Raw genomic sequence first — 24,272 nt, 5'->3', positions numbered from 1 at the left:
CCCTCATGGGGCAGGGCGCGGCGGGGCGTCAGGAACCAAAACCGAGAAACCAAGGAGATGGCCATGGCCGTCGTAACGATGCGGGAGCTGCTGGAGAGCGGCGTCCACTTCGGTCACCAGACCCGTCGCTGGAACCCGAAGATGAAGCGCTTCATCTTCACCGAGCGCAACGGCATCTACATCATCGACCTGCTCCAGTCGCTGTCGTACATCGACCGCGCCTACGAGTTCGTGAAGGAGACCGTCGCGCACGGCGGTTCCATCATGTTCGTCGGTACGAAGAAGCAGGCGCAGGAGGCCATCGCCGAGCAGGCGACCCGCGTCGGCATGCCGTACGTCAACCAGCGCTGGCTGGGTGGCATGCTCACCAACTTCTCCACCGTCTACAAGCGCCTCCAGCGTCTGAAGGAGCTTGAGGCGATCGACTTCGAGGACGTCGCCGCCTCGGGTCTCACCAAGAAGGAGCTCCTGGTCCTCTCCCGCGAGAAGGCCAAGCTGGAGAAGACCCTCGGTGGTATCCGCGAGATGTCGAAGGTTCCCAGCGCCGTCTGGATCGTCGACACCAAGAAGGAGCACATCGCCGTCGGTGAGGCGCGCAAGCTCCACATCCCGGTCGTCGCGATCCTCGACACCAACTGCGACCCCGACGAGGTCGACTACAAGATCCCGGGCAACGACGACGCGATCCGCTCCGTCACCCTGCTCACCCGCGTGATCGCCGACGCCGTCGCCGAGGGCCTCATCGCCCGCTCCGGCGCCGCTACCGGTGACTCGAAGCCGGGCGAGAAGGCCGCCGCCGAGCCGCTCGCCGAGTGGGAGCGCGACCTGCTCGAGGGCGAGAAGAAGGCCGACGCCGAGGCCCCCGCGGCCGAGGCTCCGGCCGCTGAGGCCGCCGAGGCTCCGGCCGCCGAGGCCGAGGCGCCTGCCGCCGACGCCGAGGCTCCGGCCGCCGAGCAGGGCTGACCCACTGAGAGCGCCCGGCGTTCATCCGCCGGGCACTCGCAGCACGGACGATGACGGCGGGGGAGCCGCGCCACAAGCGCGCTCCTCCGCCGTTCACCCGTAGATCTACGACTTCGAGAGAGAATCACAGACTCATGGCGAACTACACCGCCGCTGACGTCAAGAAGCTCCGCGAGCTCACCGGCGCCGGCATGCTGGACTGCAAGAACGCGCTCGTCGAGGCCGACGGCGACGTCACCAAGGCCAACGAGATCCTGCGCGTCAAGGGCCTGAAGGGTGTCGCCAAGCGCGAGGGCCGTTCCGCCGAGAACGGTGCCGTCACCTCCCTGATCTCCGACGACGCCACCTCCGGCGTGCTCGTCGAGCTCAAGTGCGAGACCGACTTCGTGGCCAAGAGCCCGAAGTTCCTGGCCGTCGCCGACCAGCTCGCCGCCCACGTGGCCGCCACCAAGCCCGCCGACATCGAGGCGCTGCTGGCGTCCGAGATCGAGGCCGGCAAGACCGTCCAGGCGTTCGTGGACGAGGCCAACGCCAACCTCGGCGAGAAGATCGTCCTGGACCGCTTCGCGGCGTACGAGGGTGCGTTCGTCGCGTCCTACATGCACCGCACCATGCCCGACCTGCCCCCGCAGATCGGTGTCCTGGTCGAGCTGGACAAGGCCGACGCCGACCTGGCCAAGGGCATCGCCCAGCACATCGCCGCCTTCGCGCCGAAGTACCTCACCGCCGAGGACGTCCCGGCCGAGATCGTCGAGTCGGAGCGTCGCGTCGCCGAGGAGACCACCCGCGCCGAGGGCAAGCCCGAGGCCGCGATCGCCAAGATCGTCGAGGGTCGCGTCAACGGCTTCTTCAAGGACGCCACGCTGCTCGGCCAGCCGTACGCGCTGGACAACAAGAAGTCCGTCCAGAAGGTTCTGGACGAGGCCGGTGTCACCCTGAAGCGCTTCGCCCGCATCAAGGTCGGCATCTGAGTCCGTCCGTACACGACGGACACCGGACCCCGATAGGGTCTGAAGCAGTCGTCCACGCTTGCGCCGGACGACCGCAGATCTGACGAGGAGGCCATTGCCGCAGAGGGAACCGCGAGGACCCACCGGCAATGGCCTTCTTCGTATGTGCACGAGGAGATCTCCATGAATCAGGGCGTGGACCCCCACACCGCATCCCACGACAAGAGCGACCACGACAAGAAGGGTCGCCGCTTCATGCTGAAGCTGTCCGGCGAAGCCTTCTCCGGCGGCGGCGGGCTGGGTGTCGACCCTGACGTCGTGCACGCCATCGCCCGCGAGATCGCGGCCGTGGTCCGCGACGGCGCCGAGATCGCGATCGTCATCGGCGGCGGCAACTTCTTCCGCGGCGCCGAGCTCCAGCAGCGCGGCATGGACCGGGCCCGGTCCGACTACATGGGCATGCTCGGCACCGTCATGAACTGCCTCGCCCTCCAGGACTTCCTGGAGAAGGAGGGCATCGACAGCCGGGTCCAGACCGCCATCACCATGGGCCAGGTCGCGGAGCCGTACATCCCGCTGCGCGCCGTCCGCCACCTGGAGAAGGGCCGCGTCGTCATCTTCGGCGCCGGTATGGGCATGCCCTACTTCTCCACCGACACCACGGCCGCCCAGCGGGCCCTGGAGATCGACGCCGAGGCCCTCCTCATGGGCAAGAACGGCGTCGACGGGGTCTACGACTCGGACCCGAAGACCAACCCGGACGCGGTGAAGTTCGACGCGCTGGAGTACAACGAGGTGCTGTCCCGCGACCTCAAGGTCGCCGACGCCACGGCCATCACGCTCTGCCGCGACAACACGCTCCCGATCCTGGTCTTCGAACTGCTCGCCGAAGGCAATATCGCCCGTGCCGTCAAGGGTGAGAAGATCGGCACGCTCGTGAGCGACCAGGGCACCCGGGCCTGAGCCCGTCGTACCGGGCCCCGCGGGGCCCGGTACGGGCGGCCCGCCCGGCCCCGCCCGCCTGAACCATCCACTCAAGACATGCAGGAGCACGTGGTGATCGAAGAAATCCTCCTCGAAGCCGAGGAGAAGATGGAGAAGGCCGTCGTCGTCGCCAAGGAAGACTTCGCCGCGATCCGCACGGGCCGTGCGCACCCGGCGATGTTCAACAAGATCGTGGCTGACTACTACGGTGCCCTCACGCCCATCAACCAGCTCGCCTCGTTCTCGGTGCCCGAGCCGCGCATGGCCGTCGTGACCCCGTTCGACAAGAGCGCCCTGCGCAACATCGAGCAGGCGATCCGCGACTCCGACCTGGGCGTCAACCCCAGCAACGACGGCAATATCATCCGGGTGACCTTCCCCGAGCTGACGCAGGACCGCCGCAAGGAGTACATCAAGGTCGCCAAGAACAAGGCCGAGGACTCCCGCGTCTCCATCCGCTCCGTGCGCCGCAAGGCCAAGGACGCCCTCGACAAGCTGGTCAAGGACAAGGAGGCCGGCGAGGACGAGGTGCGCCGCGCCGAGAAGGAGCTCGACGACACCACCGCGAAGTACGTCACGCAGGTGGACGAGCTGCTCAAGCACAAGGAAGCCGAGCTCCTCGAGGTCTGATGAACGACTCTCCCTGGGCCGCTGAGCCGGTACCGGCGGGTCCCGCATACGATGCGCTGGTGGGCCCTCAGACTGCGCCCATGCCCATCGTGCCCGATGCCGCCGGCCGTGCGTTCGACGACCGGGAAGCACGGAACCGGGGGGCCGCCTTCACCGGCGGCCCCCCGCTCCGTACCGAGATGCCGTTGCAGGAGCCCATGCCCAGCCCCCCGCCCCCGCCTTCACAGGTACCGCAGGACGCCACGCCCCCGCCGCAGAAGAAGCGCGCCGGGCGTGACCTGCGGGCCGCCATAGGGGTCGGCGTCGGCCTCGGCGCGGTGATCTTCGCTTCGCTGTTCATCGTCAAGGCCGTCTTCGTCGGCGTGATCGTCGTCGCGGTCGTCGTCGGCCTGTGGGAGCTCACCTCCCGGCTCCAGGAGAAGAAGGGCATCAAGGCCCCGCTGGTCCCGCTCGCGGTCGGCGGCGCGGCGATGGTCATCGCCGGCTACGTCCGGGGGGCCGAGGGCGCCTGGGTCGCCATGGCGCTCACCGCGCTGGCGGTGCTCGTCTGGCGGATGACGGAACCGCCCGAGGACTACCTCAAGGACGTCACCGCGGGCGTCTTCGCCGCGTTCTACGTGCCCTTCCTGGCCACCTTCGTCGCGATGCTGCTCACGGCCGACGACGGCCCCCAGCGGGTGGTCACCTTCCTCCTGCTGACCGTCGTCAGCGACACCGGGGCGTACGCCGTCGGCTGGCGCTTCGGCAAGACCAAGCTCGCGCCGCGCATCAGCCCCGGCAAGACCCGCGAGGGACTGCTCGGCGCCGTGGCCTTCGCGATGGCCGCCGGCGCGCTGTGCATGGAGTTCCTCATCGACGGGGGCTCCTGGTGGCAGGGCCTGCTGCTGGGCCTGGCCGTCGCCGTCAGCGCCACCCTGGGCGACCTCGGCGAGTCGATGATCAAGCGTGACCTGGGCATCAAGGACATGGGCACGCTGCTCCCGGGCCACGGCGGCATCATGGACCGCCTCGACTCCCTGCTCCCGACGGCCCCTGTGGTCTGGCTGCTGCTGGCGGCCTTCGTCGGCACCGGCTGACGGATCCGGGCCGGGTTATCCTGGAGGGCGCGCCGTGTGCACACGGCGCGCCCTTTCCGTCCAGCGGCCGAGCTGCCGCGGACCGGCCCTGCCTGCGCGGGGTGACCCCCACCCCGTCGTACCGAGGAGTACCGCATGGCCCCCCGTCCCGTCCCGGGTGAGCTCACCTTCGTCGCCCCGCGAGGGGCCAAGAAGCCGCCCCGGCACCTGGCCGACCTCACCCCGGCCGAGCGCCGCGAGGCGGTGGCCGCGATCGGTGAGAAGCCGTTCCGGGCCAAGCAGCTCTCCCAGCACTACTTCGCCCGCTACGCCCACGACCCGGCGGAGTGGACCGACATCCCGGCGGCCTCCCGCGAGAAGCTCCAGCAGGAGCTGCTGCCGGAGCTGATGAACGTCCTCCGGCACATCAGCTGCGACAACGACACCACCCGCAAGACCCTGTGGAAGCTGCACGACGGCACGCTCGTCGAGTCGGTGCTGATGCGCTACCCCGACCGGGTCACCATGTGCATCTCCTCGCAGGCCGGCTGCGGTATGAACTGCCCGTTCTGCGCCACCGGGCAGGCCGGCCTCGACCGCAACCTCTCCACCGCCGAGATCGTGCACCAGATCGTCGACGGCATGCGCGCCCTGCGCGACGGCGAGGTCCCCGGGGGCCCGGCCCGCCTGTCCAACATCGTCTTCATGGGCATGGGCGAGCCCCTCGCGAACTACAAGCGGGTCGTCGGCGCCATCCGCCGCCTCACCGACCCCGAGCCCGACGGGCTGGGCCTGTCGCAGCGCGGGATCACCGTCTCCACCGTCGGCCTGGTCCCGGCCATGCTGCGCTTCGCCGACGAGGGCTTCAAGTGCCGCCTCGCCGTCTCCCTGCACGCCCCCGACGACGAGCTGCGCGACACCCTCGTGCCCGTCAACACCCGCTGGAAGGTCCGCGAGGTCCTCGACGCGGCCTGGGAGTACGCCGAGAAGTCCGGCCGCCGGATCTCCATCGAGTACGCCCTCATCCGCGACATCAACGACCAGGCATGGCGCGGTGACCTCCTGGGCCGCCTGCTCAAGGGCAAGCGCGTGCACGTCAACCTGATCCCGCTGAACCCGACCCCCGGCTCCAAGTGGACCGCCTCGCGCCCCGAGGACGAGCGGGCCTTCGTCGAGGCCATCGCCCGCCACGGTGTGCCGGTGACCGTCCGGGACACCCGTGGCCAGGAGATCGACGGAGCGTGCGGACAGCTCGCCGCGAGCGAGCGGTAGTCTGGCCCGCGTACATCTGCATATTCCGACAGGGGAGCGCCACAGCGCTGAGAGTGCGGCACACGTTTCACGACGAGCACCGTGGCCGCAGACCCTCTGAACCTCGCCCAGGTCATTCTGGGTAGGAAGTTCGGTCACCACCTCAAGCTGTTGCGCCCTGCCCGGGCGCCGCGCTCCATGTGAGCGCCCGGGCGGGGCCGCGTCTTCTCCTGGTCACACCCAGGAGGAATCAACCGTGAGCACCACCAAGAAGATCGCGGGTGCGGCGCTGGCCGCCGCGCTCGGCGTCACCACCCTGGCCGCGTGCGGCGGCGCCGCCAAGGACGAGGACGGGGCCGCCGCGAGCGGGGCGCCGAAGTCCAAGACCGTCACCCTGGTCTCCCACGACTCCTTCAACGTCTCCGAGCCGGTCCTGAAGGAGTTCGAGCAGCAGAGCGGCTACACCGTCAAGGTGCTCAAGTCCGGGGACGCCGGCGCCGCCCTGAACCAGGAGATCCTCACCAAGGGCTCGCCGCGCGGCGACGTCTTCTTCGGCGTCGACAACACGCTGCTCTCCCGCGCCCTCGACAACGGGATCTTCACCCCGTACGAGGCCAAGGGCCTGGCCGGCGTCAAGCCCGAGTACGTCCTCGACGCCCAGCACCGCGTCACCCCCGTCGACTCCGGCGACATCTGCGTCAACTACGACAAGGCGTACTTCGCCGACAAGAAGATCGCCCCGCCGCAGACGCTCGACGACCTGCTCAAGCCCGAGTACAAGAACCTGCTGGTCACCGAGAACGCCGCGACCTCCTCGCCCGGTCTCGGCTTCCTCCTCGCCTCCGTCGGCAAGTACGGCGAGGAAGCCTGGAAGGACTACTGGAGCAAGCTCAAGGACAACGGCGTCGAGGTCGTCGACGGCTGGGAGCAGGCGTACAACGAGCGGTTCTCCGGTTCCGCCGGCGGCAAGAAGGCCAAGGGCGACCGCCCGCTGGTCGTCTCCTACGCCACCAGCCCGCCGGTCGAGGTCCTCTACGGCGAGCCCCAGCCGGCCGAGGCGCCCACGGGCGTGGCCACCGGCACCTGCTTCCGCCAGGTCGAGTTCGCGGGGCTGCTGAAGGGCGCGAAGAACGAGGAGGGCGGCAAGGCCCTCATCGACTTCCTGATCGGCAAGAAGTTCCAGGAGGACATGCCGCTCCAGATGTTCGTGAACCCGGTGGTCAAGGACGCGAAGCTGCCGGAGGTGTTCACCAAGCACGGCGTGGTGATCGACAAGCCCGAGAACGTGGCCCCCGGGACCATCGCGAAGAACCGTGACCAGTGGGTCAAGGCATGGTCCTCGATCGTCGTGAAGTAGTACGCGACGGCTCCCCGCGGGAGGGCGTGCGGGCCACCGCCGTCAGATTCGCTCTGATGGCGGTGCCCCTCGCCTTCTTCGGGCTGTTCTTCGCCTATCCCGTCGCCGCGATCGTCGGCCGCGGGTTCGACACCGGGGACGGCTGGCACTTCGGGCGGATCGGCGAGGTCCTCGCCCAGCCGGACATCGCCGGTGTGCTCTGGTTCACCACCTGGCAGGCGCTCGCCTCGACGGTGCTGACCCTGCTCGTCGCGCTCCCCGCCGCGTACGTGTTCGCGCGCTTGTCCTTCCCCGGCAAGCAGCTGCTGCGCGCCCTGGTCACCGTCCCGTTCGTGCTGCCGACCGTGGTCGTCGGCACGGCCTTCCTGGCCCTGGTCGGGCGCGGCGGGCTGCTGGACGAGGTGTGGGGCGTCCGGCTGGACACCACCGTCTGGGCGATCCTGCTCGCCCACGTCTTCTTCAACTACGCCGTCGTCGTCCGGACGGTCGGCGGGCTGTGGGCCCAGCTGGACCCGCGCCAGGAGGAGGCCGCCCGGGTGCTGGGAGCCGGGCGGTTCGCGGCCTGGCGGCGGGTGACCCTGCCCGCGCTGGCCCCGGCGGTGGCCGCGGCCGCGCTGATGGTGTTCCTGTTCACCTTCAGCTCCTTCGGCGTCGTGCAGATCCTGGGCGGCCCCTCGTACGCCACGCTGGAGGTCGAGGTCTACCGGCAGACGGCGCAGCTGCTGGACCTGCCGACGGCCGCCGTGCTGACGCTGGTGCAGTTCGCCGCCGTCGGGATGATCCTCGCCGTCCACGCCTGGACGGTGCGCCGGCGGGAGACCGCGCTGCGCCTGGTCGACCCCTCGCGCACCGCGCATCCGCCGCGCGGCTGGGCCCAGCGCGGACTGCTGGCCGGGGTGCTGGTGACGGTGGCCCTGCTGATCGTGGCCCCGCTCGCGGTACTGGTGGAGCGGTCCCTGGACGCGCCCGGCGGGTACGGGTTCGGGTTCTACCGCGCGCTCCAGGAGGCCGGGGCCGGGGGCGGAACGTTTCTGGTGCCTCCGCTGGAGGCCATCTGGAACTCCCTCCAGTACGCCCTCGCCGCCACCGCGATCGCCCTGGCCGTCGGAGGGCTCGCCGCGGCGGCGCTGACCCGGCGGGCGGGCCGGTTCGTGCGGGGTTTCGACGCGCTGCTGATGCTGCCGCTGGGGGTGTCCGCGGTGACGGTGGGCTTCGGGTTCCTGATCACCCTGGACCGGCCCCCGCTGGACCTGCGTACCTCCTGGATCCTGGTGCCGCTGGCTCAGGCACTGGTCGGGGTGCCGTTCGTCGTGCGGACCATGCTGCCGGTGCTGCGGGCCGTGGACGGGCGGCTGCGGGATGCGGCGGCCGTGCTCGGGGCCTCGCCGCTGCGGGTCTGGCGGGAGGTGGACCTGCCCCTGGTGCGGCGGGCGGTGCTGATCGCCGCCGGCTTCGCCTTCGCCGTCTCACTGGGGGAGTTCGGCGCGACGGTGTTCATCGCCCGACCGGACCGGCCGACGCTGCCGGTGGCCGTGGCCCGGCTGCTGGGGCGCGCCGGGGAGATGAACTACGGGCAGGCCATGGCCCTGAGCACGATTCTGATGCTTGTGTGCGCCGTGTCCCTGCTGCTGCTGGAACGGCTGCGCCCCGCCACGACCTCGGGAGAGTTCTGATGACCCTGCTCCGGCTCGAAGGGGTGACGGTCCGCTTCGGCGACCGCGCGGTGGTGGACGCGGTGGACCTGGAGGTCGCCGCGCACGAGACCGTCTGCGTGCTGGGGCCGAGTGGCAGCGGCAAGTCCACCCTGCTGCGGGTGGTGGCCGGGCTCCAGCCGCCCTCCGCCGGACGGGTGCTGCTCGACGGGGCCGACCAGGCGGGGGTGCCGGTGCACCGCCGGGGGGTGGGCCTGATGTTCCAGGACCACCAGCTGTTCCCGCACCGCGACGTCGGCGGGAACGTCGCCTTCGGCCTGCGCGCACGCCGCTCCGCGAAGGCCGGGCACGAGCAGCGCGTGGCCACGCTCCTGGAGCTGGTCGGGCTCCCCGGGGCGCAGCGCCGGGCGGTGGCCTCGCTGTCCGGCGGGGAGCAGCAGCGGGTCGCCCTGGCCCGGGCGCTGGCCCCCTCACCGAGGCTGCTGATGCTGGACGAGCCGCTCGGCCAGCTGGACCGCGGGCTGCGCGAGCGGCTGGTGGTCGAGCTCCAGGGGCTCTTCTCCCGCCTGGGCACCACCGTGCTGGCCGTCACCCACGACCAGGGCGAGGCGTTCGCGCTGGCCGACCGGGTGGTGGTGATGCGCGAGGGGCGGATCGCGCAGGCGGGGACCCCGCTGGAGGTGTGGCAGCGGCCGGCGTCGGAGTTCGTGGCGCGGTTCCTCGGCTTCGAGAACGTGGTCCCGGCCACCGTCCAGGGCGGCGCCGCCGCGACCCCGTGGGGCGAGGTCCCCGTACCGGCCGGCTCGCCCGAGGGGGAGCAGCGGCTGCTGGTCCGTCCGGCCGGGGTGGTGCTGTCGGCGGCGGGGCTCGCGTGCGCGGTGGAGTCCCGTACGTTCCGGGGCACGCACGTGGCCCTGCTGCTGCGGCCGCAGGCCGGTCCGGTGCTGGAGGCGGAGTGCGGTCTGGCCGCCGCGCCGGCCGTGGGGGACCGGGTCGCGGTGGCCTTCACCCCGTCCGAGGTGGTCGTCCTTCCCTCGGCGTGAGCCGGCCGCCGGCGGATCAGGCCGCGCGGATGCCGTCGACGGCGACGGGCAGGTGGCGGGGGCCGCGCAGGACGGCGTTCTGCCGGTAGGGCGGCGGATCCTCCAGCAGCCGCGGGTTCTCCAGCCGGCGGGCCAGCTCGCTCAGGGCCAGCGCCGCCTCCAGCCGGGCCAGCGGCGCCCCGAAGCAGCTGTGGATACCGCTGCCCAGGCCCAGGTGCTGGACGTCCTCGCGGTCGGGGTCGAAGCGGTCGGGGTCCACGAACCGCTTGGGGTCGCGGTTGCCGGAGGCCAGGATCAGCCACAGGGAGGAGCCCTTGGGGATGGGCACTCCCGCGACCTCGATGTCGGTCAGGGTGCTGCGCTGCGGCAGCAGCTGCACCGGCGGCTCGTAGCGCAGCAGTTCCTCCACCATCGGCACCGCGAGGCCGGGCTCGGAGCGCAGCCGCTCCAGGACCGGCGGGTGGCGCAGCAGGGTGAGCATGCCGTTGGTGATCAGGTTGACGGTGGTCTCGTGCCCGGCGATCAGCAGCAGCGCCGCCGTGCTGAGCACCTCCATGGTGCTCATGGTGCCGTCCGGACCCTGTCCGGTGGCCAGCTCCGAGAGCATGTCGCCGGTCGGGTTCTTGCGCCGTTCCTCGGTCAGCCCGGCCAGGTACATGCCGAGCTCCATCCGGGCGCCGTCCGTCTTCTTGGCGCGTTCGGCGGGGTCGGCGTCCGGGTCGGGGTCCAGGCTCGCGGCCAGCGTGTCGGCCCACACGTGGAAGCGGCCTTCGTCCTCGGGGGGCACGCCCAGCAGACGGCAGATGACCGTCACCGGGAAGGGGTAGGAGAACTCCTCGACCAGGTCGATCCGGGCCGGGTCGCCCTGCGCGGCGACCTTGTCGATCAGCCCGGTGACGATGCCGCCGAGTTCGCCGCGCATCTGCTCGATGCGGCGCGGGGAGTGCGGCGGCCCGAAGGGGCGGTTGGTCATCCGGCGCAGCCGGTCGTGGTCGGGCGGGTCCAGCTTGAGGAAGGACGGCGGCAGTACCTGGCCGCCGTCCTCCCCGGCCTCGTTCAGCGGGTCGCCTGCGGTGGCCGTCAGGTTGCGGGCGTCGGAGCTGATGCGCGGGTCGTGCAGCAGGCCCTTGATCTCGTGGTACGTGCTGACGACGTACGGGCCGTCCCCGTCGTGGAACACCGGCGTCCTGCGGAGCTCCTCGTACAGCGGGTAGGGGTCGGCGCGGCTGGAGTAGTCGAGGATCTGCCGCAGGAGGCCGTGGGTCATGGGAGGTCCCGGTGGTCAGTTGTGCGCAGGGGTGAAGGTCATCCGGCGGTCGGCCGGTGAGTAGCCGCTCAGCGTGATGGTCGGGCCGTGCGTGGGCAGCGACGGGTCGGGGAAGTCCGCGGGCAGCGGCCGGTCCTCGCCGGCCCTGCGGTCCACCGTGGGGAAGGGCGGCGGGAACGGCGCGGTCTGCTCGATCTGGTGCTCGTAGAACTCCAGCCAGCGGCTCTGGTCGAAGGTGACGGCGCCGATGACGCGGCCCTGGTACCCGTACACGCCGACGAAGCGGCGCTCGGCGCGCGCGCCCTGGGTGATCATGATCTCGGTGCCCATCGACGGGACCCCGACCGACTTGATGTTCACGCCGAACTGGGAGGACCAGAACGCCGGGATCCACACGTGGGGCCTGCGGTCTGCGCTCTCGCTGAGCATGTTGTGCGCGGCCGTCTCCGCCTGGGCCACGGCGTTGCCCCAGTGCTCCAGGGACAGGAACTGGTAGCCGAACAGGGCGTGCGGGGAGCGGGCCACGTCCCCGGCGACGTAGATGTCGTCGGTGACGATGCCCCAGATGTCGAAGGCCCGGCAGCCCGCGTCGCAGGCGATGCCCCGGGGGCCGGCGCCGAGCCCGGAACCGGTGAGCCACTCGGTGTTGCGCTGGGCGCCGAGGGAGACGACCACCACCTCCGCCTCCAGCGTGGTGCCGTCGGAGAGGTGCGCGGCGCGGACCCGGCCGGAGGAGTCGCCCTCCAGGCCCGTCACCATGACCCCGGTCCGCAGGTCCACCCCGTTGTCCCGGTGCATGGCGGCCGCCACCGCCCCCACGACCCCGCCGAGGGCGCCGACCAGGGGGGCGTCGCCGCGTTCGGCCACGGTGACGGCCAGGCCCCGCTCGCGGCAGGCGGAGGCGATCTCGGAGCCCGTGAACCCGGCCCCGATCACCAGGACCCGGTTGGGGCCGGCCGCGAGGGCGCGTTCCAGCGCGGCGGCGTCGCCCAGGGTGCGCAGGACGAAGACCCCGTCGAGGTCGGCCTCGTCCGGGTGGGGCCAGGGCCGGGCGCGCACCCCGGTGGCGATCAGCAGCCGGTCGTACTCCACCACGTCCCCGTCGGCCATCCTGACCCGTCGGGCGGACCTGTCCAGTCCGGTGGCGGGGACCCCGAGGCGCCACTTGGCGTCGATGTCCCGGCGCCGCGGCAGGGCGGTTCCGTCGGCGGCCGCCTTGCCCAGCAGGACCCCCTTGGACAGGGGAGGACGGTCGTACGGTTCGTGGAGCTCGTCGCCGATCATCGTCAGCGAACCGGCGAAGCCCTTCTCGCGCAGGGTCTCCGCGGCGCGCAGACCCGCCAGGGAGGCGCCCACGACGACGATGCGTCCTTCGTGCTTGAGCCGCTCCAGGGCTCCGTCACCGTTCACCGCCGGCCTCCTGGGGCTGGAGGGAGCCGTTCATCGCGTCCAGGAGGATGGCCCGGACGGGGCAGGCGTGGGCGGCGCGTACGACGTCGTCGTGCTGGTCGTCGGAGGGCTGCGGGTCGTACAGCAGCGACTCCTCGCCGTGCATCGCGAAGACGTCGGGCGCGAGGAACGCGCACTGCGCGTACCCCTGACAGCGGTTCAGGTCGACGACGAGCCTCACGAGGCATCAGTCCTTCCGTACCCTGATGACCCCCCAAGCCCCCGAGGCCCCCGCCACCCTTCCAGCATGCGCGCGTGGCCCGCTCTCCGCCCGCCGGGCGAGACGGCCACCGAAAGCGCAGGTCAGGGCGTACGGCGCAGGCTGGTGCGGAGGATGTGGAGGCTGACGACCAGCACCCAGAACGGGAAGACCAGCTCCGCCCACGGGACTCCCGACCCCAGGACGAGCAGCGCCAGCCCCGTCGCGAACCCGAGCAGGGCCAGCGGCCGCGGGAAGACACCGATCCGGCGGCCGATGGTCGAGGCCGAGAAGGTGAACACGGCCGCCATGCGCATCGCGTACGCGCTCAGGACGTTGTACGCGAAGGAGCGGCCGAACCCGGAGGGCGGCTCGGCCTCGTTGAGCACCGTACCGGCCGCCGCGGCGGCCACGAACAGGGAGGCGACGAAGACGAAACCGCTGCCCAGGAACACCGTGGCGAAGAACCGGTCCTCCGCCGGCCCCGCCTGCTCCCGCAGCGCCCCCATGAACCACAGGAAGAAGATCCCGGCGAACGGGACGATCTCCAGCGCCAGCCGCACGGCCCAGCGCTCGTCCGGGGCGACGGTGGCCTCGGCGGGGCTCCCGGAGGGGATGGCGGTCCGCATGAGCACGATCGCCGCGGCGAGCAGCAGGGCGAAGGCGACACCCGCTGTCCCGGCGGCGCGGGGTGTGCGCAGCCGTGTGGAGGTGGAGGATTCCATGCCTTCAGCAGAACCTCGCCGCCGCGGCGGCGCCACCCGGACGTCCGGCTCAGCCCACCGGGACGGGCTCCTCGGCCGGGGCTTCGGCGCCGTCGTGGTTGCCGTACCAGGCCACCGCGACGGCGCCGGTCACCGCCAGCACGAAGCCGGCGACCGCCAGCCAGGCCAGCCCCGGCCGGGAGGCGTCGCCGAGCCACAGGACGCCGATCGCGCCCGGCAGCACCGTCTCGCCGACGACCAGGGCGGCCGTGGCACCGTTCACCGAGCCGATCTGGAGGGCGACGGTGTGCAGGTACATGCCGCCGACTCCGGCGACGAGGATCGCGTACAGGGCGGGGTCGGTGACCAGCGTGCCCAGGTCGAAGGGGTCGATCCCGTCCAGGACGCGCACGCCCACGCCGAGCGCGCCGAAGGCCAGGCCCGACAGCAGGCCGGCCAGGATCGCGGCCCTCGCGCCGAGGAACCGTACGGCCACCGTCCCGCCGACGATGATCAGCAGGGTGACGGCCAGCAGCCACCAGTGCGTGGCCATCGCGGCGTGGTGGCCGCCCTCGTGGCCGGCGGCGGTGGCCAGGAGCACCAGCGCCGCGCAGACGACCCCGATCGAGGTCCACTCCTTGCGGGACAGCCGGATGCCGAGCATCTTCACGCTCAGCACGGCGGTGATCACCAGGTTGGCGCTGATCACCGTCTGGGAGAGGAAGAGGGGCAGCAGGCGGGCCGCCAGCGCGCCCAGTCCGAAGCCGACGAAGTCCAGGATCGTGCCGACGATGAACTCCCAGGTCATCGCGGCCTGGGCGGTGGAGGTCAGGTTCGGGCCGCCGTGCGCGGTGACCCCGGCGGCGGCCGGTGACATCCGTGCGGCGCGGCGCGAGCCGACGGCCTGCAGGACGGAGCCCGTCCCGTAGCAGAGGGAGGCCGCGACGGCGGTCAGCATGCCTATGAGCACAGAGGGCTCCGTTCAACGTCCGGCAGAGAAGGCGTACCTCTGCCAGACGTCGGAACGGTCCGGGAAGTTGCCTCCGCCAGACAGTTCGTTGACCGGTTCTTTGCCCGGCCGCCCCTGTCAGGCCACGCAGGCCAGGGAGGCGAGCGCGTCCGGGACCTCGTCCACCGAGTCCACCAGCGCGATCCGCGACTCCATGGCGCGCCCCCGGGCCAGCGCCCGCAGCAGCGGCCAGACCGGGAGCTCCTCGGTCCAGTGGCGGCGGTCCACCAGCACCATCGGCGTGGGGCGGGAGCCGGACGCGTAGTAGTTCGGCGTCGCGTTGTCGAAGACCTCCTGCACGGTCCCGGCCGCCCCCGGCAGGAACACCACCCCCGCCGTCGAGCGGGCGAGGAGCCCGTCCTCGCGGGTGGCGTTGGAGAAGTACTTGGCGATCTGCCCGGCGAAGGCGTTCGGCGGCTCGTGCCCGTAGAACCAGGTAGGGATGCCCACCGAGTCGCCGCCCGAGGGCCAGCGGTCGCGGACGGCGAAGGCCGCGCGCGCCCAGTCGGAGACCGACGGGGTGAAGGAGGGCGCCTTCGCCAGCAGCTCCAGCGCCTCGGCGAGGGCCTCGTCGGGGGCGGGGGCCAGATAGGCGCCGAGGTTGGCGGCCTCCATGGCGCCCGGGCCGCCGCCGGTGGCCACCGTCAGCCCCGAACGGCTCAGGGCGCGCCCCAGCTCGGCCGCGCCCCGGTAGTCGTCGGTGCCCCGGGCCATGGCGTGGCCGCCCATCACGCCGACCACCCGGGAGCCCGCCAGGGCCTCGTCCAGGGCGTCGGAGACGGCGTCGTCGTGGAGGGAGCGCAGCATCGAGGAGAAGACGTCGCCGTCGGCCTTCGTCTCCTGGAACCAGGCGTACGCCAGGGCGTCGGTGGTGTTCTCGTAGCCCTCGCGCAGACCCGTGAACAGTTCCTCCGCCGTGTAGAGGAGTCCCCGGTACGGGTTGAAGGGCAGGTCCGGCACGGGCGGGAAGACCAGCGCGCCGTCCGCGCGGACCTTCACCGCGGCGTCGGGCTCCATGGCGCAGCCGAGGAACACGGCGGCGGAGGTGTCGGCGGACAGCAGGGCGAACGTCCGCTCCAGAAGGTTGACCGACTGGATGCGGTACCCGCTCAGGGAGCCCCGGGCGACGACCCGGTCGAACTCGGCGAGCGTCTCGATCTCGTTGTCTGCCTCGATGTCTGCGTGGACCATTCGGCCCACCCTAAGGGCTGGCCGGTCAGCGGGTGAGGGCCAGGGCCGTCAGCTGTGCCACACCCCAGACGAGCGGGACGCACCCGGCGAGCAGGGCGGCGGCCCGCAGCCCGGCGGCCGTACGCAGCACCGTGCCCGGGGCGCCGAGCTCGCGCAGCGCCTCCCGGGTGGCGCTGCGGGCCTGCCGGGATTCGACCGCGGCGGTGAGCAGGGAGGCGGCGGCGCAGAGCGCCACGAGCCCGGCGGCCGGTACGGTCAGCGGCCCGAGCGGGGTGAGCGCCCCGCCCCGGGGGCCGGGCGCGGCCAGGGCGGCGGTGAGGGCGGCCGCGCCGACGGCGCACAGCACCCCGAGCGGGCGGCCCAGCCGGGACGCCTCCTCCTGGAGGGTCCTGCCGGCCAGCAGCCGCAGCGCACCCGGGCGGACCGCCTGGACCAGGGTTCCGCAGGCGTAGGCCAGACCCGGCCCGGCGAGGGCCAGGCCCCCCGTGATCAGCACTCCGGCCGCGGGCACCCCCGGGCCGCCCGGGTGGGCGTAGGCCAGCAGGGCGAGCCCGCAGGCGGTGAGCGCCACCCCCCAGGGCACACCCGTCTGGGGGGCCAGGCCGGACCGCGGGGGCCGGGGCCGCAGGGCCAGGGCCGTCGCGGCGGACGCCGTCAGGGGCGCCAGGGCCAGCAGGGTCAGGGCGGCGGCCACCGGCAGCGGCCGGCCGGCGTGGAGCAGCCCGGCTCCGGCCCCGTCGAAGGGGAGTCCGGTGAGGTCGCCCCGCAGGTGGAGGAAGGCGGCGAGGGCGAGGACGCTGCCGAGGGCGCAGGCGACGGCGGTGGAGACCGCCGCGGCCAGGGCCAGGCGTACGGGTCCCAGCCCGACGGCGTCGAGTCCCTCGCGGGGCCGGGTCGCCGGGTCGGTACGGGCCACCGCGACGGCGAACTGCACGGTGGCGGCGAGCGGTACCAGGGCCCACAGCAGCCGCGGGAACGATCCGCCAGACCGGGCTTCGGCGTCGGCCAGGACGTACAGCAGGAGGAAGCCGCTGCCGGCGCAGGCGGCGGCGACCAGCAGCCTGCGCAGCTGGACCACCGGGCGGGAGCCGCGGCCTAGGCGGAGAGCGAGCACGCGGCCTGGTCCTCCGTGGTCCCGGGGGAGTCGCCGGCCGCGGCTGCGGCCGGCCGGCCGTCGATCAGGGCCAGGGCCCGGTCGGCGGCGGTGGCGCTCTCCTCGTCGTGGGTGGCGAGGACCACCGTGATCCCGTGCGAGCGGGCGGCCGTGGTGAGCGTACGGAGCAGCAGCGCGCCCTCGGCGAGGTGCAGCGGGGCCGTGGGCCCGTCGGCGAAGAGCACGGCGGGCTCGCCGGCCAGGGCCCGGGCGAGCGCCACCCGCTGGGCCTCGGCGCGGTTCAGGGCGCGGGGGCGCTTGCGGGCGAAGCCGCCGATGTCGAGCCGCTCCAGCCACTCGTGTGCGGCGGCCCGGGCCGCGCGGTGCGGGGCGCCGGTGATCAGCAGGGGCAGGGCGGCGTTCTCCCAGACCTTGAGCTCGGGCACCAGCTGCGGCTCGGGGCCGATCCAGGCGAACCGGGCGCGGAACAGCCGCTCGCGGGCCGCTGCGCCGAGGGTGTGGACGGGGATCCCGTCGAACCGGACCTCGCCCTGGTCGGGAACCAGCCGTCCGGCCAGGCAGCGCAGCAGGGTGGTCTTGCCGCTGCCTCGGGGGCCGGTCACGGCGAGGATCTCGCCCTGCCGGACCGAGGCGCCGACCCCGGTCAGGCCGGGGGAGCGGCCGTGCGCGTAGTGAAGGGCCCGCGCCCAGAGGACGTCGTCGTCTGGCGGGGCACTGTCCGGTGGAGCCACCATGGCGTACACCTCCGTCCGGGGGAACGAAGCGGGACGGCTTCGGTCACTGGCCCGCACGCAGATGTAAAGAGATGAACCGCTTGGATGCTGACAGCACACGGCCCGGATCCCCCGTTCTCACTCGAACAGGGGATCCGGGCCGTGTGAGCCGGACTCTCGCGGGCGGGTGCTTACAGCTTGGTCCACGCCTCGGTGAGCACGCTGCGCAGGATGCCCTCGATCTCGTCGAAGGTGCCCTGGTCGGCGATCAGCGGCGGGGCCAGCTGGATGACCGGGTCGCCGCGGTCGTCGGCACGGCAGTACAGGCCGTTGTCGAAGAGCGCCTTGGAGAGGAAGCCGTAGAGCACGCGCTCGGTCTCCTCGTCCGTGAAGGACTCCTTGGTGACCTTGTCCTTGACGAGCTCGATGCCGTAGAAGAAGCCGTTGCCGCGGACGTCGCCGACGATCGGCAGGTCGTGCAGCTTCTGCAGGGTGCTGAAGAAGTTGCCCTCCTGATCCAGCACGTGCTGGTTCAGGCCCTCCTTGTCGAAGATGTCGAGGTTGGCCAGGGCCACCGCGGAGGACACGGGGTGTCCGCCGAAGGTGTAGCCGTGCAGGAAGGTGTTGTCGCCCTTGTAGAACGGCTCGGCGATGCGGTCGGAGACGATGCAGGCGCCGATCGGGGAGTAGCCCGAGGTCATGCCCTTGGCGCAGGTGATCATGTCCGGCACGTAGTCGAACTTGTCACAGGCGAACATCGTGCCGAGGCGGCCGAAGGCGCAGATCGTCTCGTCGGAGACGAGCAGCACGTCGTAGGTGTCGCAGATCTCGCGCACCCGCTGGAAGTAGCCGGGCGGGGGCGGGAAGCAGCCGCCGGCGTTCTGGACGGGCTCCAGGAAGACGGCGGCGACGGTGTCGGGGCCCTCGAAGAGGATCTGCTGCTCGATCTGGTCGGCGCACCAGCGGCCGAACGCCTCGGGGTCGTCGCCGTGGATCGGGGCGCGGTAGATGTTGGTGTTCGGCACCTTGTGCGCGCCGGGGACCAGTGGCTCGAAGGGGGCCTTCAGGGCCGGCAGGCCGGTGATGGACAGGGCGCCCTGCGGGGTGCCGTGGTAGGCGACCGCACGCGAGATGACCTTGTACTTGGTGTGCTTGCCCATCAGCTTGAAGTACTGCTTGGCCAGCTTCCACGCGGTCTCGACGGCCTCGCCGCCGCCGGTGGTGAAGAAGACCTTGTTCAGGTCGCCGGGGGCGTAGCCGGCGAGACGCTCGGCCAGCTCGACGGCCTTGGGGTGCGCGTACGACCACACGGGGAAGAACGCGAGCTCCTGGGCCTGCTTGTAGGCGACCTCGGCCAGTTCCTTGCGGCCGTGACCGGCGTTGACCACGAACAGGCCGGCGAGACCGTCCAGGTAGCGCTTGCCCTTGTCGTCGAAGATGTAGGTGCCTTCACCCCGCACGATGGTGGGGACGGGCGCGTTCTCGTACGACGACATGCGCGTGAAGTGCATCCACAGGTGGTCGTACGCGGTTTTGGAGAGGTCCTGGCTCACGGGCTATCGAGTTCCCCACATGTAGGTCTGCTTCTTGAGCTTCAGGTAAACGAAGCTCTCGGTTGATCGCACGCCGGGGAGCGTGCGGATCTTCTTGTTGATCGTTTCGAGCAGGTGGTCGTCGTCCTCGCAGACGATCTCCACCATCAGGTCGAAGGACCCGGCGGTCATCACGACGTATTCGCACTCGGCCATGGCGGTCAGGGCGTCGGCCACCGGATCGAGGTCTCCCTCGACGTTGATGCCGACCATGGCCTGGCGCCGCAGACCCACGGTGAGCGGGTCGGTGACGGCGACGATCTGCATGACGCCCTGGTCGAGCAGCTTCTGTACGCGCTGGCGCACGGCTGCTTCGGAGAGGCCCACGGCCTTGCCGATCGACGCGTAGGGGCGCCGGCCGTCCTCCTGCAGTTGCTCGATGATCGCCAGGGACACAGCATCGACCGAAGGGGACGGTTGTCTGTTCCTGGAATCTGCGCTTCGACTGACCACGACGCCACTGTGCACGAGGAGTCGTCGGTTCCGCAACCCGTAACCGAGGAAATTCGTTGTGAGCGATCTCTGAAAGAACGGATTTCGTAGTTGGCCGGGTCTGGCTCTGTCGAAAGCGTCACCCGAGGGGCTACCCTTGGGTCCTGTCTCAATCGTTGGACATGTGATCAGGAGAGTGGCTGTAGTGACCACCGAACTGCGTCGTCTGCGCAACTACATCGGCGGGGAGTTCAAGGACGCCGCCGACGGGCGGACCACTGAGGTGGTCAACCCGGCCACCGGCGAGGTCTACGCGACCGCGCCGCTGTCCGGCCAGGCCGATGTGGACGCCGCCATGGCCGCCGCCGCTGCCGCCTTCCCGGGCTGGCGCGACACCACCCCCTCGGAGCGGCAGAAGGCCCTCCTCAAGATCGCGGACGCCTTCGAGGCGCGCGCGGAGGAGCTCGTCGCCGCCGAGTCGGAGAACACCGGCAAGCCGCTGGGCCTGACGGCCAGCGAGGAGCTGCCCCCGATGGTGGACCAGATCCGCTTCTTCGCGGGCGCCGCGCGTCTGCTGGAGGGCCGCTCGGCCGGCGAGTACATGGAGGGCATGACCTCGATCATCCGCCGTGAGCCGGTCGGCGTCTGCGCGCAGGTCGCGCCGTGGAACTACCCGATGATGATGGCCGTGTGGAAGTTCGCCCCGGCGATCGCCGCGGGCAACACCGTCGTCCTCAAGCCCTCCGACACCACCCCGGCCTCCACGGTGCTGATGGCGGAGATCATCGACTCGATCCTGCCCAAGGGCGTCTTCAACGTCGTCTGCGGCGACCGCGAGACCGGCAAGGCCATGGTCGAGCACTCCACGCCGGCGATGGCCTCCATCACCGGCTCGGTGCGGGCGGGCATGCAGGTCGCCGAGAGCGCCTCGAAGGACGTCAAGCGCGTCCACCTGGAGCTCGGCGGCAAGGCCCCGGTCGTGGTCTTCGAGGACGCCGACATCGCCAAGGCCGTCGAGGACATCGCCGTCGCCGGCTACTTCAACGCCGGCCAGGACTGCACGGCCGCCACCCGCGTGCTCGTGCACCAGTCCATCCACGACGAGTTCGTCTCCGCGCTCGCCAAGGCCGCCGCGGACACCAAGACCGGTCAGCCGGACGACGAGGACGTCCTGTACGGCCCGCTGAACAACCCCAACCAGCTCAAGCAGGTCGCGGGCTTCATCGAGCGCCTCCCCGCCCACGCCAAGGTCGAGGCGGGCGGCCACCAGGTCGGCGAGAAGGGCTACTTCTACGCCCCGACCGTGGTCTCGGGCCTGAAGCAGGACGACGAGATCATCCAGAACGAGGTCTTCGGCCCCGTCATCACCGTCCAGTCCTTCGCGGACGAGGCCCAGGCCCTGGAGTACGCGAACGGCGTCGAGTTCGCCCTCGCCTCCTCCGTGTGGACCAAGGACCACGGCCGCGCGATGCGCATGTCCAAGAACCTCGACTTCGGCTGTGTGTGGATCAACACCCACATCCCGCTGGTCGCCGAGATGCCCCACGGCGGCTTCAAGAAGTCCGGCTACGGCAAGGACCTCTCCGCCTACGGCTTCGAGGACTACACCCGCATCAAGCACGTGATGACCTCGCTCGACGGCTGAACCGGCCCGGCCGTCGGCTGACCAGCGCGCGGGAACCCGCCGCGCACTGATCACCGCAGGTCACTGAAGGGGCGGGTGGTAGACACGTTGTCTATTGCCCGCCCCTTTCGCGTTGTCCGAGGCTTGCCCCATGCCCCAACTCCCCTTCTCCCGCCGCGCGGCGCTGCGCGGCCTCGGTGCCGCGGGCCTGCTGGCCGCCCTCACCGGCTGTGGTGTCCCCGCCGCCTACGTCCCGGAGGACCGCAGGCAGGGCCAGGACCTCTCGGAGAGGGAGCGGAGCCTCGCCTTCTCCAACTGGCCGATGTACATCGACACCGACGACCAGGACGAGGAGAAGCGCCCGACGCTGGACGCCTTCTCGGAGCGCACCGGCATCCAGGTCCGGTACACCGAGGAGATCAACGACAACGACGAGTTCTTCGGCAAGGTCAGCCCCGCCCTGATGAACCACCAGGCGACCGGCCATGACCTGGTGGTGGTCAGCGACTGGATGGCCGCCCGCTTCGTCCACCTGGGCTGGGCCCAGAAGATGGACCGCGCGGCGCAGGCCAACGTGGCCAAGTACCTGGACCCGCAGCTGCGTTCCCCCGCCTTCGACCAGGGCCGGCTGCACACCGTCCCCTGGCAGTCCGGCATCACCGGCATCGCCTACAACCGCAGGGCGCTGGGCCGGGAGATCAGGTCCGTCCAGGACCTGTGGCACCCCGACCTCGCGGGCAAGGTGACCCTCTTCTCCGGTCTCGACGAGTCCTTCGCCCTGCTGATGCAGGGCAACGGAACCGACACCACGCGCTGGACCGCATCCGACTTCCACCGGATGTGCGACCAGGTCGAGAGGATGGTGAAGAAGAAGCACATCCGCCGCTTCACCGGCAACGACTACACCTCCGACCTCGGCAAGGGCGATGTCCTGGCCTGCCAGGCGTACTCGGGCGACGCCATCCAGCTGAAGGCCGACAACCCCGACATCGAGTTCGTCGTCCCCGAGGAGGGGGCGGAGCTGTGGGCGGAGAGCCTGCTCATCCCCAACCTCGCCCGGCACAAGGCCAACGCAGAGGCGCTGATCGACCACTACTACGACCCGGCGGTGGCGGCGGAACTGGCCGCCGCGGTCAACTACGTCTGCCCCGTCCCCGCCGCCCGCGAGGTCCTGGCCTCCTCGCCGGACAGGAAGACCGCCGAACTGGCCCGGAACCCGCTGGTCTTCCCCGACGAGGACATGCGCAAGCGCCTGGTCGTGGCCCGCGACATCTCCTCCGCCGAGCGCCGCTCCTTCGCCCCGCGCTGGAACGCCATCGTCGGACTGTGATCACGATCTCCCGGGCAGGACTGAACGCGTTCAGGAATTTGGCTGAACGTGTTCAGTTCTGTGGGTAGGCTCCCTGTCATGAGCGAGAGAAGCGCCCTCCAGCGGCGGATCCGTGCCTGGCTTGTGCTGTTCCTGGTCTGCCTGGTCCTGAGTGGACTCACCGCCTTCCCCCTGGTCACCGAGCTCCACTGGGCCAACGCCCTGGTCTCCCACGACTGGCTGCGCCGGGTGGGTGAGGGGCTGGACCGCGCCGACGCCGACTACCCCTTCCTCCTCTACGGCACCGACTGGCTCGCCTTCGCCCACCTGGTGATAGCCGTGTTCTTCTACGGGGTCCACCGCGACCCCGTCCGCAACGTGTGGATCGTCGAAGCCGGCATGGCCGCCTGCGCCGGCATCATCCCGCTCGCCCTGATCTGCGGACAGATCCGCGGGATCCCCTTCGGCTGGACCCTGATCGACATGTCGTTCGGCGTCCTCGGGATCCTCCCCCTGCTGGCGCTGCGCCGCCTGATCAAGCGGCTGGAGGCCCTGGAAGAGGCGGACCGCGAAGGCTACTTGGCGAAGGCCGCCCCGATGACGCCGTAGCCCACCGCGTTCATGTCCGGGCCCTTGGCGTCGGTGGAGTTCACGGAGTAGACCAGGGTGCGCGACAGGTCCCGGGTGCCGCCGATGACCGTGCTGTAGCCGTACCGGGAGCCCGTCTTGCCGTAGAGCTTCGTGCCGTCCGGGAGGACGAACTCCTTCAGGCCGGCCGTCTGCACCGCGTGCCCGCCGGTCTCCGCGTCCGGCACGTCCGGGACGGTGAACATCTCCTCCAGCTGCGCCCGGGGTACCACCCGGCCGCCGAACAGGGCCACCAGGAACCGCTCCAGGTCCTCCGTCGTCGATATGAGGTCCCCCGCGGCCCAGTTGGCCGAGGAGTTCCACTCCGACACGTCGACCAGCGTGCGGCTGCCGTCGGCCCGCGCCACCGCCTGGTAGCCGTGGTTGTACGGGCCCGGTATGCGGTTCTGGGCGGGGGACGGGAACGAGGTGTGGCGCAGGCCCAGCGGCCTGATGACCCGGTCCTCGACGGCCTTCGCGTACGACGTCCCCGTCAGCTTCTCGATCAGCACGCCCAGCACCGTGTAGGGGATGTTGCTGTACCGCTGCTTCTCCCCGGGCCTGGACTCCGGCCCCTTCGCCACCGCGTCGGCGATCAGCGCGTGCGGGTCGACCACGTCGAAGCGGTGCGCGTACGCGTCCTCGAAGGCGTCCCCCGGGCCGTCGGCGGACCGCAGGCCGCTCGTGTAGTCCAGCAGCTGCCGCACCTTCACCGGCTCGAAGCCGGGCAGCAGCCCCGGAAGGTAGTCCTGCACCGGCCGGTCCAGATCCACCCTGCCCTCGGCCGCCAGCTGGAGCACCACCGCCGCCGTGAAGGTCTTCGTCACCGACCCGGCCCGGAAGCGGGCGTCCTCCACCGCCGCGCGCCCGCTGCGGACGTCCGCGACACCGGCGCTGCCGTGCCAGCCGCCGCTCGTACCGCCCACCCGCACCAGAGCGGCCGTCGCGTCCTTGTTCCGCGGGCCGACATCCGCGATCGCCTTGCGCAGCGCCGCCGCGTCCGGCGGACCGGAGAAGACGGGGGCCGGCGCTGCCACCGAGACCGCCGCCGGCACCGGAGCGGCCTGGGCGCCGGCCACCGGCCCGGCGGCGATGCCCAGGACCACGGCGGCGGCGAGCGTGCGCGTACGTGACTTCATGACGGTTCCCATGACGGT

Annotated in this window: 23 protein-coding genes and 1 riboswitch; of the genes, 12 read left to right on the top strand and 11 right to left on the bottom strand. The window is 71.4% G+C overall.

Annotation, left to right across the window (positions count from 1 at the left end):
- Positions 1-63 precede the first annotated feature (63 nt).
- From rpsB to ABZ716_RS00375, 9 genes are all read left to right on the top strand, one after another.
- Positions 64-963 (top strand): 30S ribosomal protein S2, encoded by a 900-nt coding sequence (gene rpsB / locus ABZ716_RS00415; protein WP_351884071.1) that lies wholly within the window; start codon positions 64-66, stop codon positions 961-963.
- Between the two features lie 134 nt (positions 964-1,097).
- The gene (tsf, locus tag ABZ716_RS00410) at positions 1,098-1,934 is read left to right on the top strand and encodes a translation elongation factor Ts (protein WP_042813432.1); all 837 of its coding nucleotides are present in this window, start codon (positions 1,098-1,100) and stop codon (positions 1,932-1,934) included.
- 162 nt (positions 1,935-2,096) lie between these two features.
- On the top strand, positions 2,097-2,876 hold the full coding sequence (gene pyrH, locus ABZ716_RS00405) for a UMP kinase (RefSeq protein ID WP_351884069.1): 780 nt from the start codon (positions 2,097-2,099) through the stop codon (positions 2,874-2,876).
- A gap of 93 nt (positions 2,877-2,969) precedes the next feature.
- Positions 2,970-3,527, top strand: a complete 558-nt coding sequence (gene frr, locus ABZ716_RS00400) for a ribosome recycling factor (protein ID WP_351884219.1) — start codon at positions 2,970-2,972, stop codon at positions 3,525-3,527.
- On the top strand, positions 3,527-4,603 hold the full coding sequence (locus tag ABZ716_RS00395; protein WP_358812283.1) for a phosphatidate cytidylyltransferase: 1,077 nt from the start codon (positions 3,527-3,529) through the stop codon (positions 4,601-4,603). Before frr ends, ABZ716_RS00395 begins: the two co-directional genes overlap by 1 nt.
- Positions 4,604-4,738: 135 nt before the next feature.
- Positions 4,739-5,854 carry a 23S rRNA (adenine(2503)-C(2))-methyltransferase RlmN gene (rlmN, locus tag ABZ716_RS00390; protein ID WP_351884065.1) on the top strand — a complete coding sequence of 372 codons (1,116 nt, stop codon included), beginning with the start codon at positions 4,739-4,741 and terminating at the stop codon, positions 5,852-5,854.
- A 20-nt stretch (positions 5,855-5,874) separates the two neighbouring features.
- Positions 5,875-6,000: riboswitch (TPP riboswitch) on the top strand.
- 89 nt (positions 6,001-6,089) lie between these two features.
- On the top strand, positions 6,090-7,190 hold the full coding sequence (locus ABZ716_RS00385; protein ID WP_358955459.1) for a thiamine ABC transporter substrate-binding protein: 1,101 nt from the start codon (positions 6,090-6,092) through the stop codon (positions 7,188-7,190).
- Positions 7,191-7,246: 56 nt separating this feature from the next.
- A complete protein-coding gene (locus tag ABZ716_RS00380) occupies positions 7,247-8,863 on the top strand; it encodes an iron ABC transporter permease (RefSeq protein WP_358955457.1) in 1,617 nt (538 codons plus the stop codon).
- The gene (locus tag ABZ716_RS00375; RefSeq protein ID WP_358955455.1) at positions 8,863-9,885 is read left to right on the top strand and encodes an ABC transporter ATP-binding protein; all 1,023 of its coding nucleotides are present in this window, start codon (positions 8,863-8,865) and stop codon (positions 9,883-9,885) included. Before ABZ716_RS00380 ends, ABZ716_RS00375 begins: the two co-directional genes overlap by 1 nt.
- Before the next feature lie 16 nt (positions 9,886-9,901).
- On the opposite strand, the gene ABZ716_RS00370 is transcribed toward ABZ716_RS00375, so the two are convergent.
- The 10 genes from ABZ716_RS00370 to ABZ716_RS00325 form a co-directional block, all read right to left on the bottom strand.
- Entirely contained in the window at positions 9,902-11,152 is a 1,251-nt protein-coding gene (locus tag ABZ716_RS00370) for a cytochrome P450 (protein WP_358955453.1), read from the bottom strand.
- Positions 11,153-11,167: 15 nt separating this feature from the next.
- Positions 11,168-12,562, bottom strand: coding sequence for an FAD-dependent oxidoreductase (locus ABZ716_RS00365; protein WP_358955450.1), 1,395 nt, complete (start codon positions 12,560-12,562; stop codon positions 11,168-11,170).
- The gene (locus tag ABZ716_RS00360; RefSeq protein ID WP_358955448.1) at positions 12,552-12,782 is read right to left on the bottom strand and encodes a ferredoxin; all 231 of its coding nucleotides are present in this window, start codon (positions 12,780-12,782) and stop codon (positions 12,552-12,554) included. The genes ABZ716_RS00365 and ABZ716_RS00360 overlap by 11 nt, the downstream gene beginning before the upstream one ends.
- A gap of 122 nt (positions 12,783-12,904) precedes the next feature.
- Entirely contained in the window at positions 12,905-13,525 is a 621-nt protein-coding gene (locus tag ABZ716_RS00355) for a hypothetical protein (RefSeq protein ID WP_358955446.1), read from the bottom strand.
- A gap of 49 nt (positions 13,526-13,574) precedes the next feature.
- Positions 13,575-14,474, bottom strand: coding sequence for a hypothetical protein (locus tag ABZ716_RS00350; protein WP_358812290.1), 900 nt, complete (start codon positions 14,472-14,474; stop codon positions 13,575-13,577).
- A gap of 117 nt (positions 14,475-14,591) precedes the next feature.
- Positions 14,592-15,704, bottom strand: a complete 1,113-nt coding sequence (locus ABZ716_RS00345) for a Rossmann fold nucleotide-binding protein (protein WP_358955444.1) — start codon at positions 15,702-15,704, stop codon at positions 14,592-14,594.
- 25 nt (positions 15,705-15,729) lie between these two features.
- Positions 15,730-16,818, bottom strand: coding sequence for a hypothetical protein (locus ABZ716_RS00340; protein WP_358955442.1), 1,089 nt, complete (start codon positions 16,816-16,818; stop codon positions 15,730-15,732).
- A complete protein-coding gene (locus ABZ716_RS00335) occupies positions 16,800-17,552 on the bottom strand; it encodes an ATP-binding cassette domain-containing protein (RefSeq protein ID WP_358955440.1) in 753 nt (250 codons plus the stop codon). The genes ABZ716_RS00340 and ABZ716_RS00335 overlap by 19 nt, the downstream gene beginning before the upstream one ends.
- Before the next feature lie 170 nt (positions 17,553-17,722).
- Positions 17,723-19,084 carry an aspartate aminotransferase family protein gene (locus ABZ716_RS00330; RefSeq protein WP_351884041.1) on the bottom strand — a complete coding sequence of 454 codons (1,362 nt, stop codon included), beginning with the start codon at positions 19,082-19,084 and terminating at the stop codon, positions 17,723-17,725.
- Positions 19,085-19,087: 3 nt separating this feature from the next.
- The gene (locus tag ABZ716_RS00325) at positions 19,088-19,591 is read right to left on the bottom strand and encodes an Lrp/AsnC family transcriptional regulator (RefSeq protein WP_042814156.1); all 504 of its coding nucleotides are present in this window, start codon (positions 19,589-19,591) and stop codon (positions 19,088-19,090) included.
- A gap of 169 nt (positions 19,592-19,760) precedes the next feature.
- On the opposite strand from ABZ716_RS00325, the gene ABZ716_RS00320 reads away from it, so the two are divergent.
- The 3 genes from ABZ716_RS00320 to ABZ716_RS00310 all read left to right on the top strand — a co-directional run bounded on the left by ABZ716_RS00320 (position 19,761) and on the right by ABZ716_RS00310 (position 23,097).
- Positions 19,761-21,200, top strand: coding sequence for a gamma-aminobutyraldehyde dehydrogenase (locus ABZ716_RS00320; RefSeq protein ID WP_351884039.1), 1,440 nt, complete (start codon positions 19,761-19,763; stop codon positions 21,198-21,200).
- A 130-nt stretch (positions 21,201-21,330) separates the two neighbouring features.
- A complete protein-coding gene (locus ABZ716_RS00315) occupies positions 21,331-22,509 on the top strand; it encodes a spermidine/putrescine ABC transporter substrate-binding protein (protein ID WP_358955438.1) in 1,179 nt (392 codons plus the stop codon).
- A gap of 78 nt (positions 22,510-22,587) precedes the next feature.
- On the top strand, positions 22,588-23,097 hold the full coding sequence (locus ABZ716_RS00310; RefSeq protein ID WP_358955436.1) for a hypothetical protein: 510 nt from the start codon (positions 22,588-22,590) through the stop codon (positions 23,095-23,097).
- On the opposite strand, the gene ABZ716_RS00305 is transcribed toward ABZ716_RS00310, so the two are convergent.
- The gene (locus tag ABZ716_RS00305; RefSeq protein WP_358955434.1) at positions 23,064-24,254 is read right to left on the bottom strand and encodes a serine hydrolase domain-containing protein; all 1,191 of its coding nucleotides are present in this window, start codon (positions 24,252-24,254) and stop codon (positions 23,064-23,066) included. The two genes, ABZ716_RS00310 and ABZ716_RS00305, sit on opposite strands and share 34 nt — an antisense overlap.
- Positions 24,255-24,272: the final 18 nt, after the last annotated feature.

This window comes from Streptomyces sp. NPDC006687 (assembly GCF_040636215.1).
GTDB lineage: Bacteria > Actinomycetota > Actinomycetes > Streptomycetales > Streptomycetaceae > Streptomyces.
This window is presented reverse-complemented; position numbering and strand designations above follow the sequence as displayed.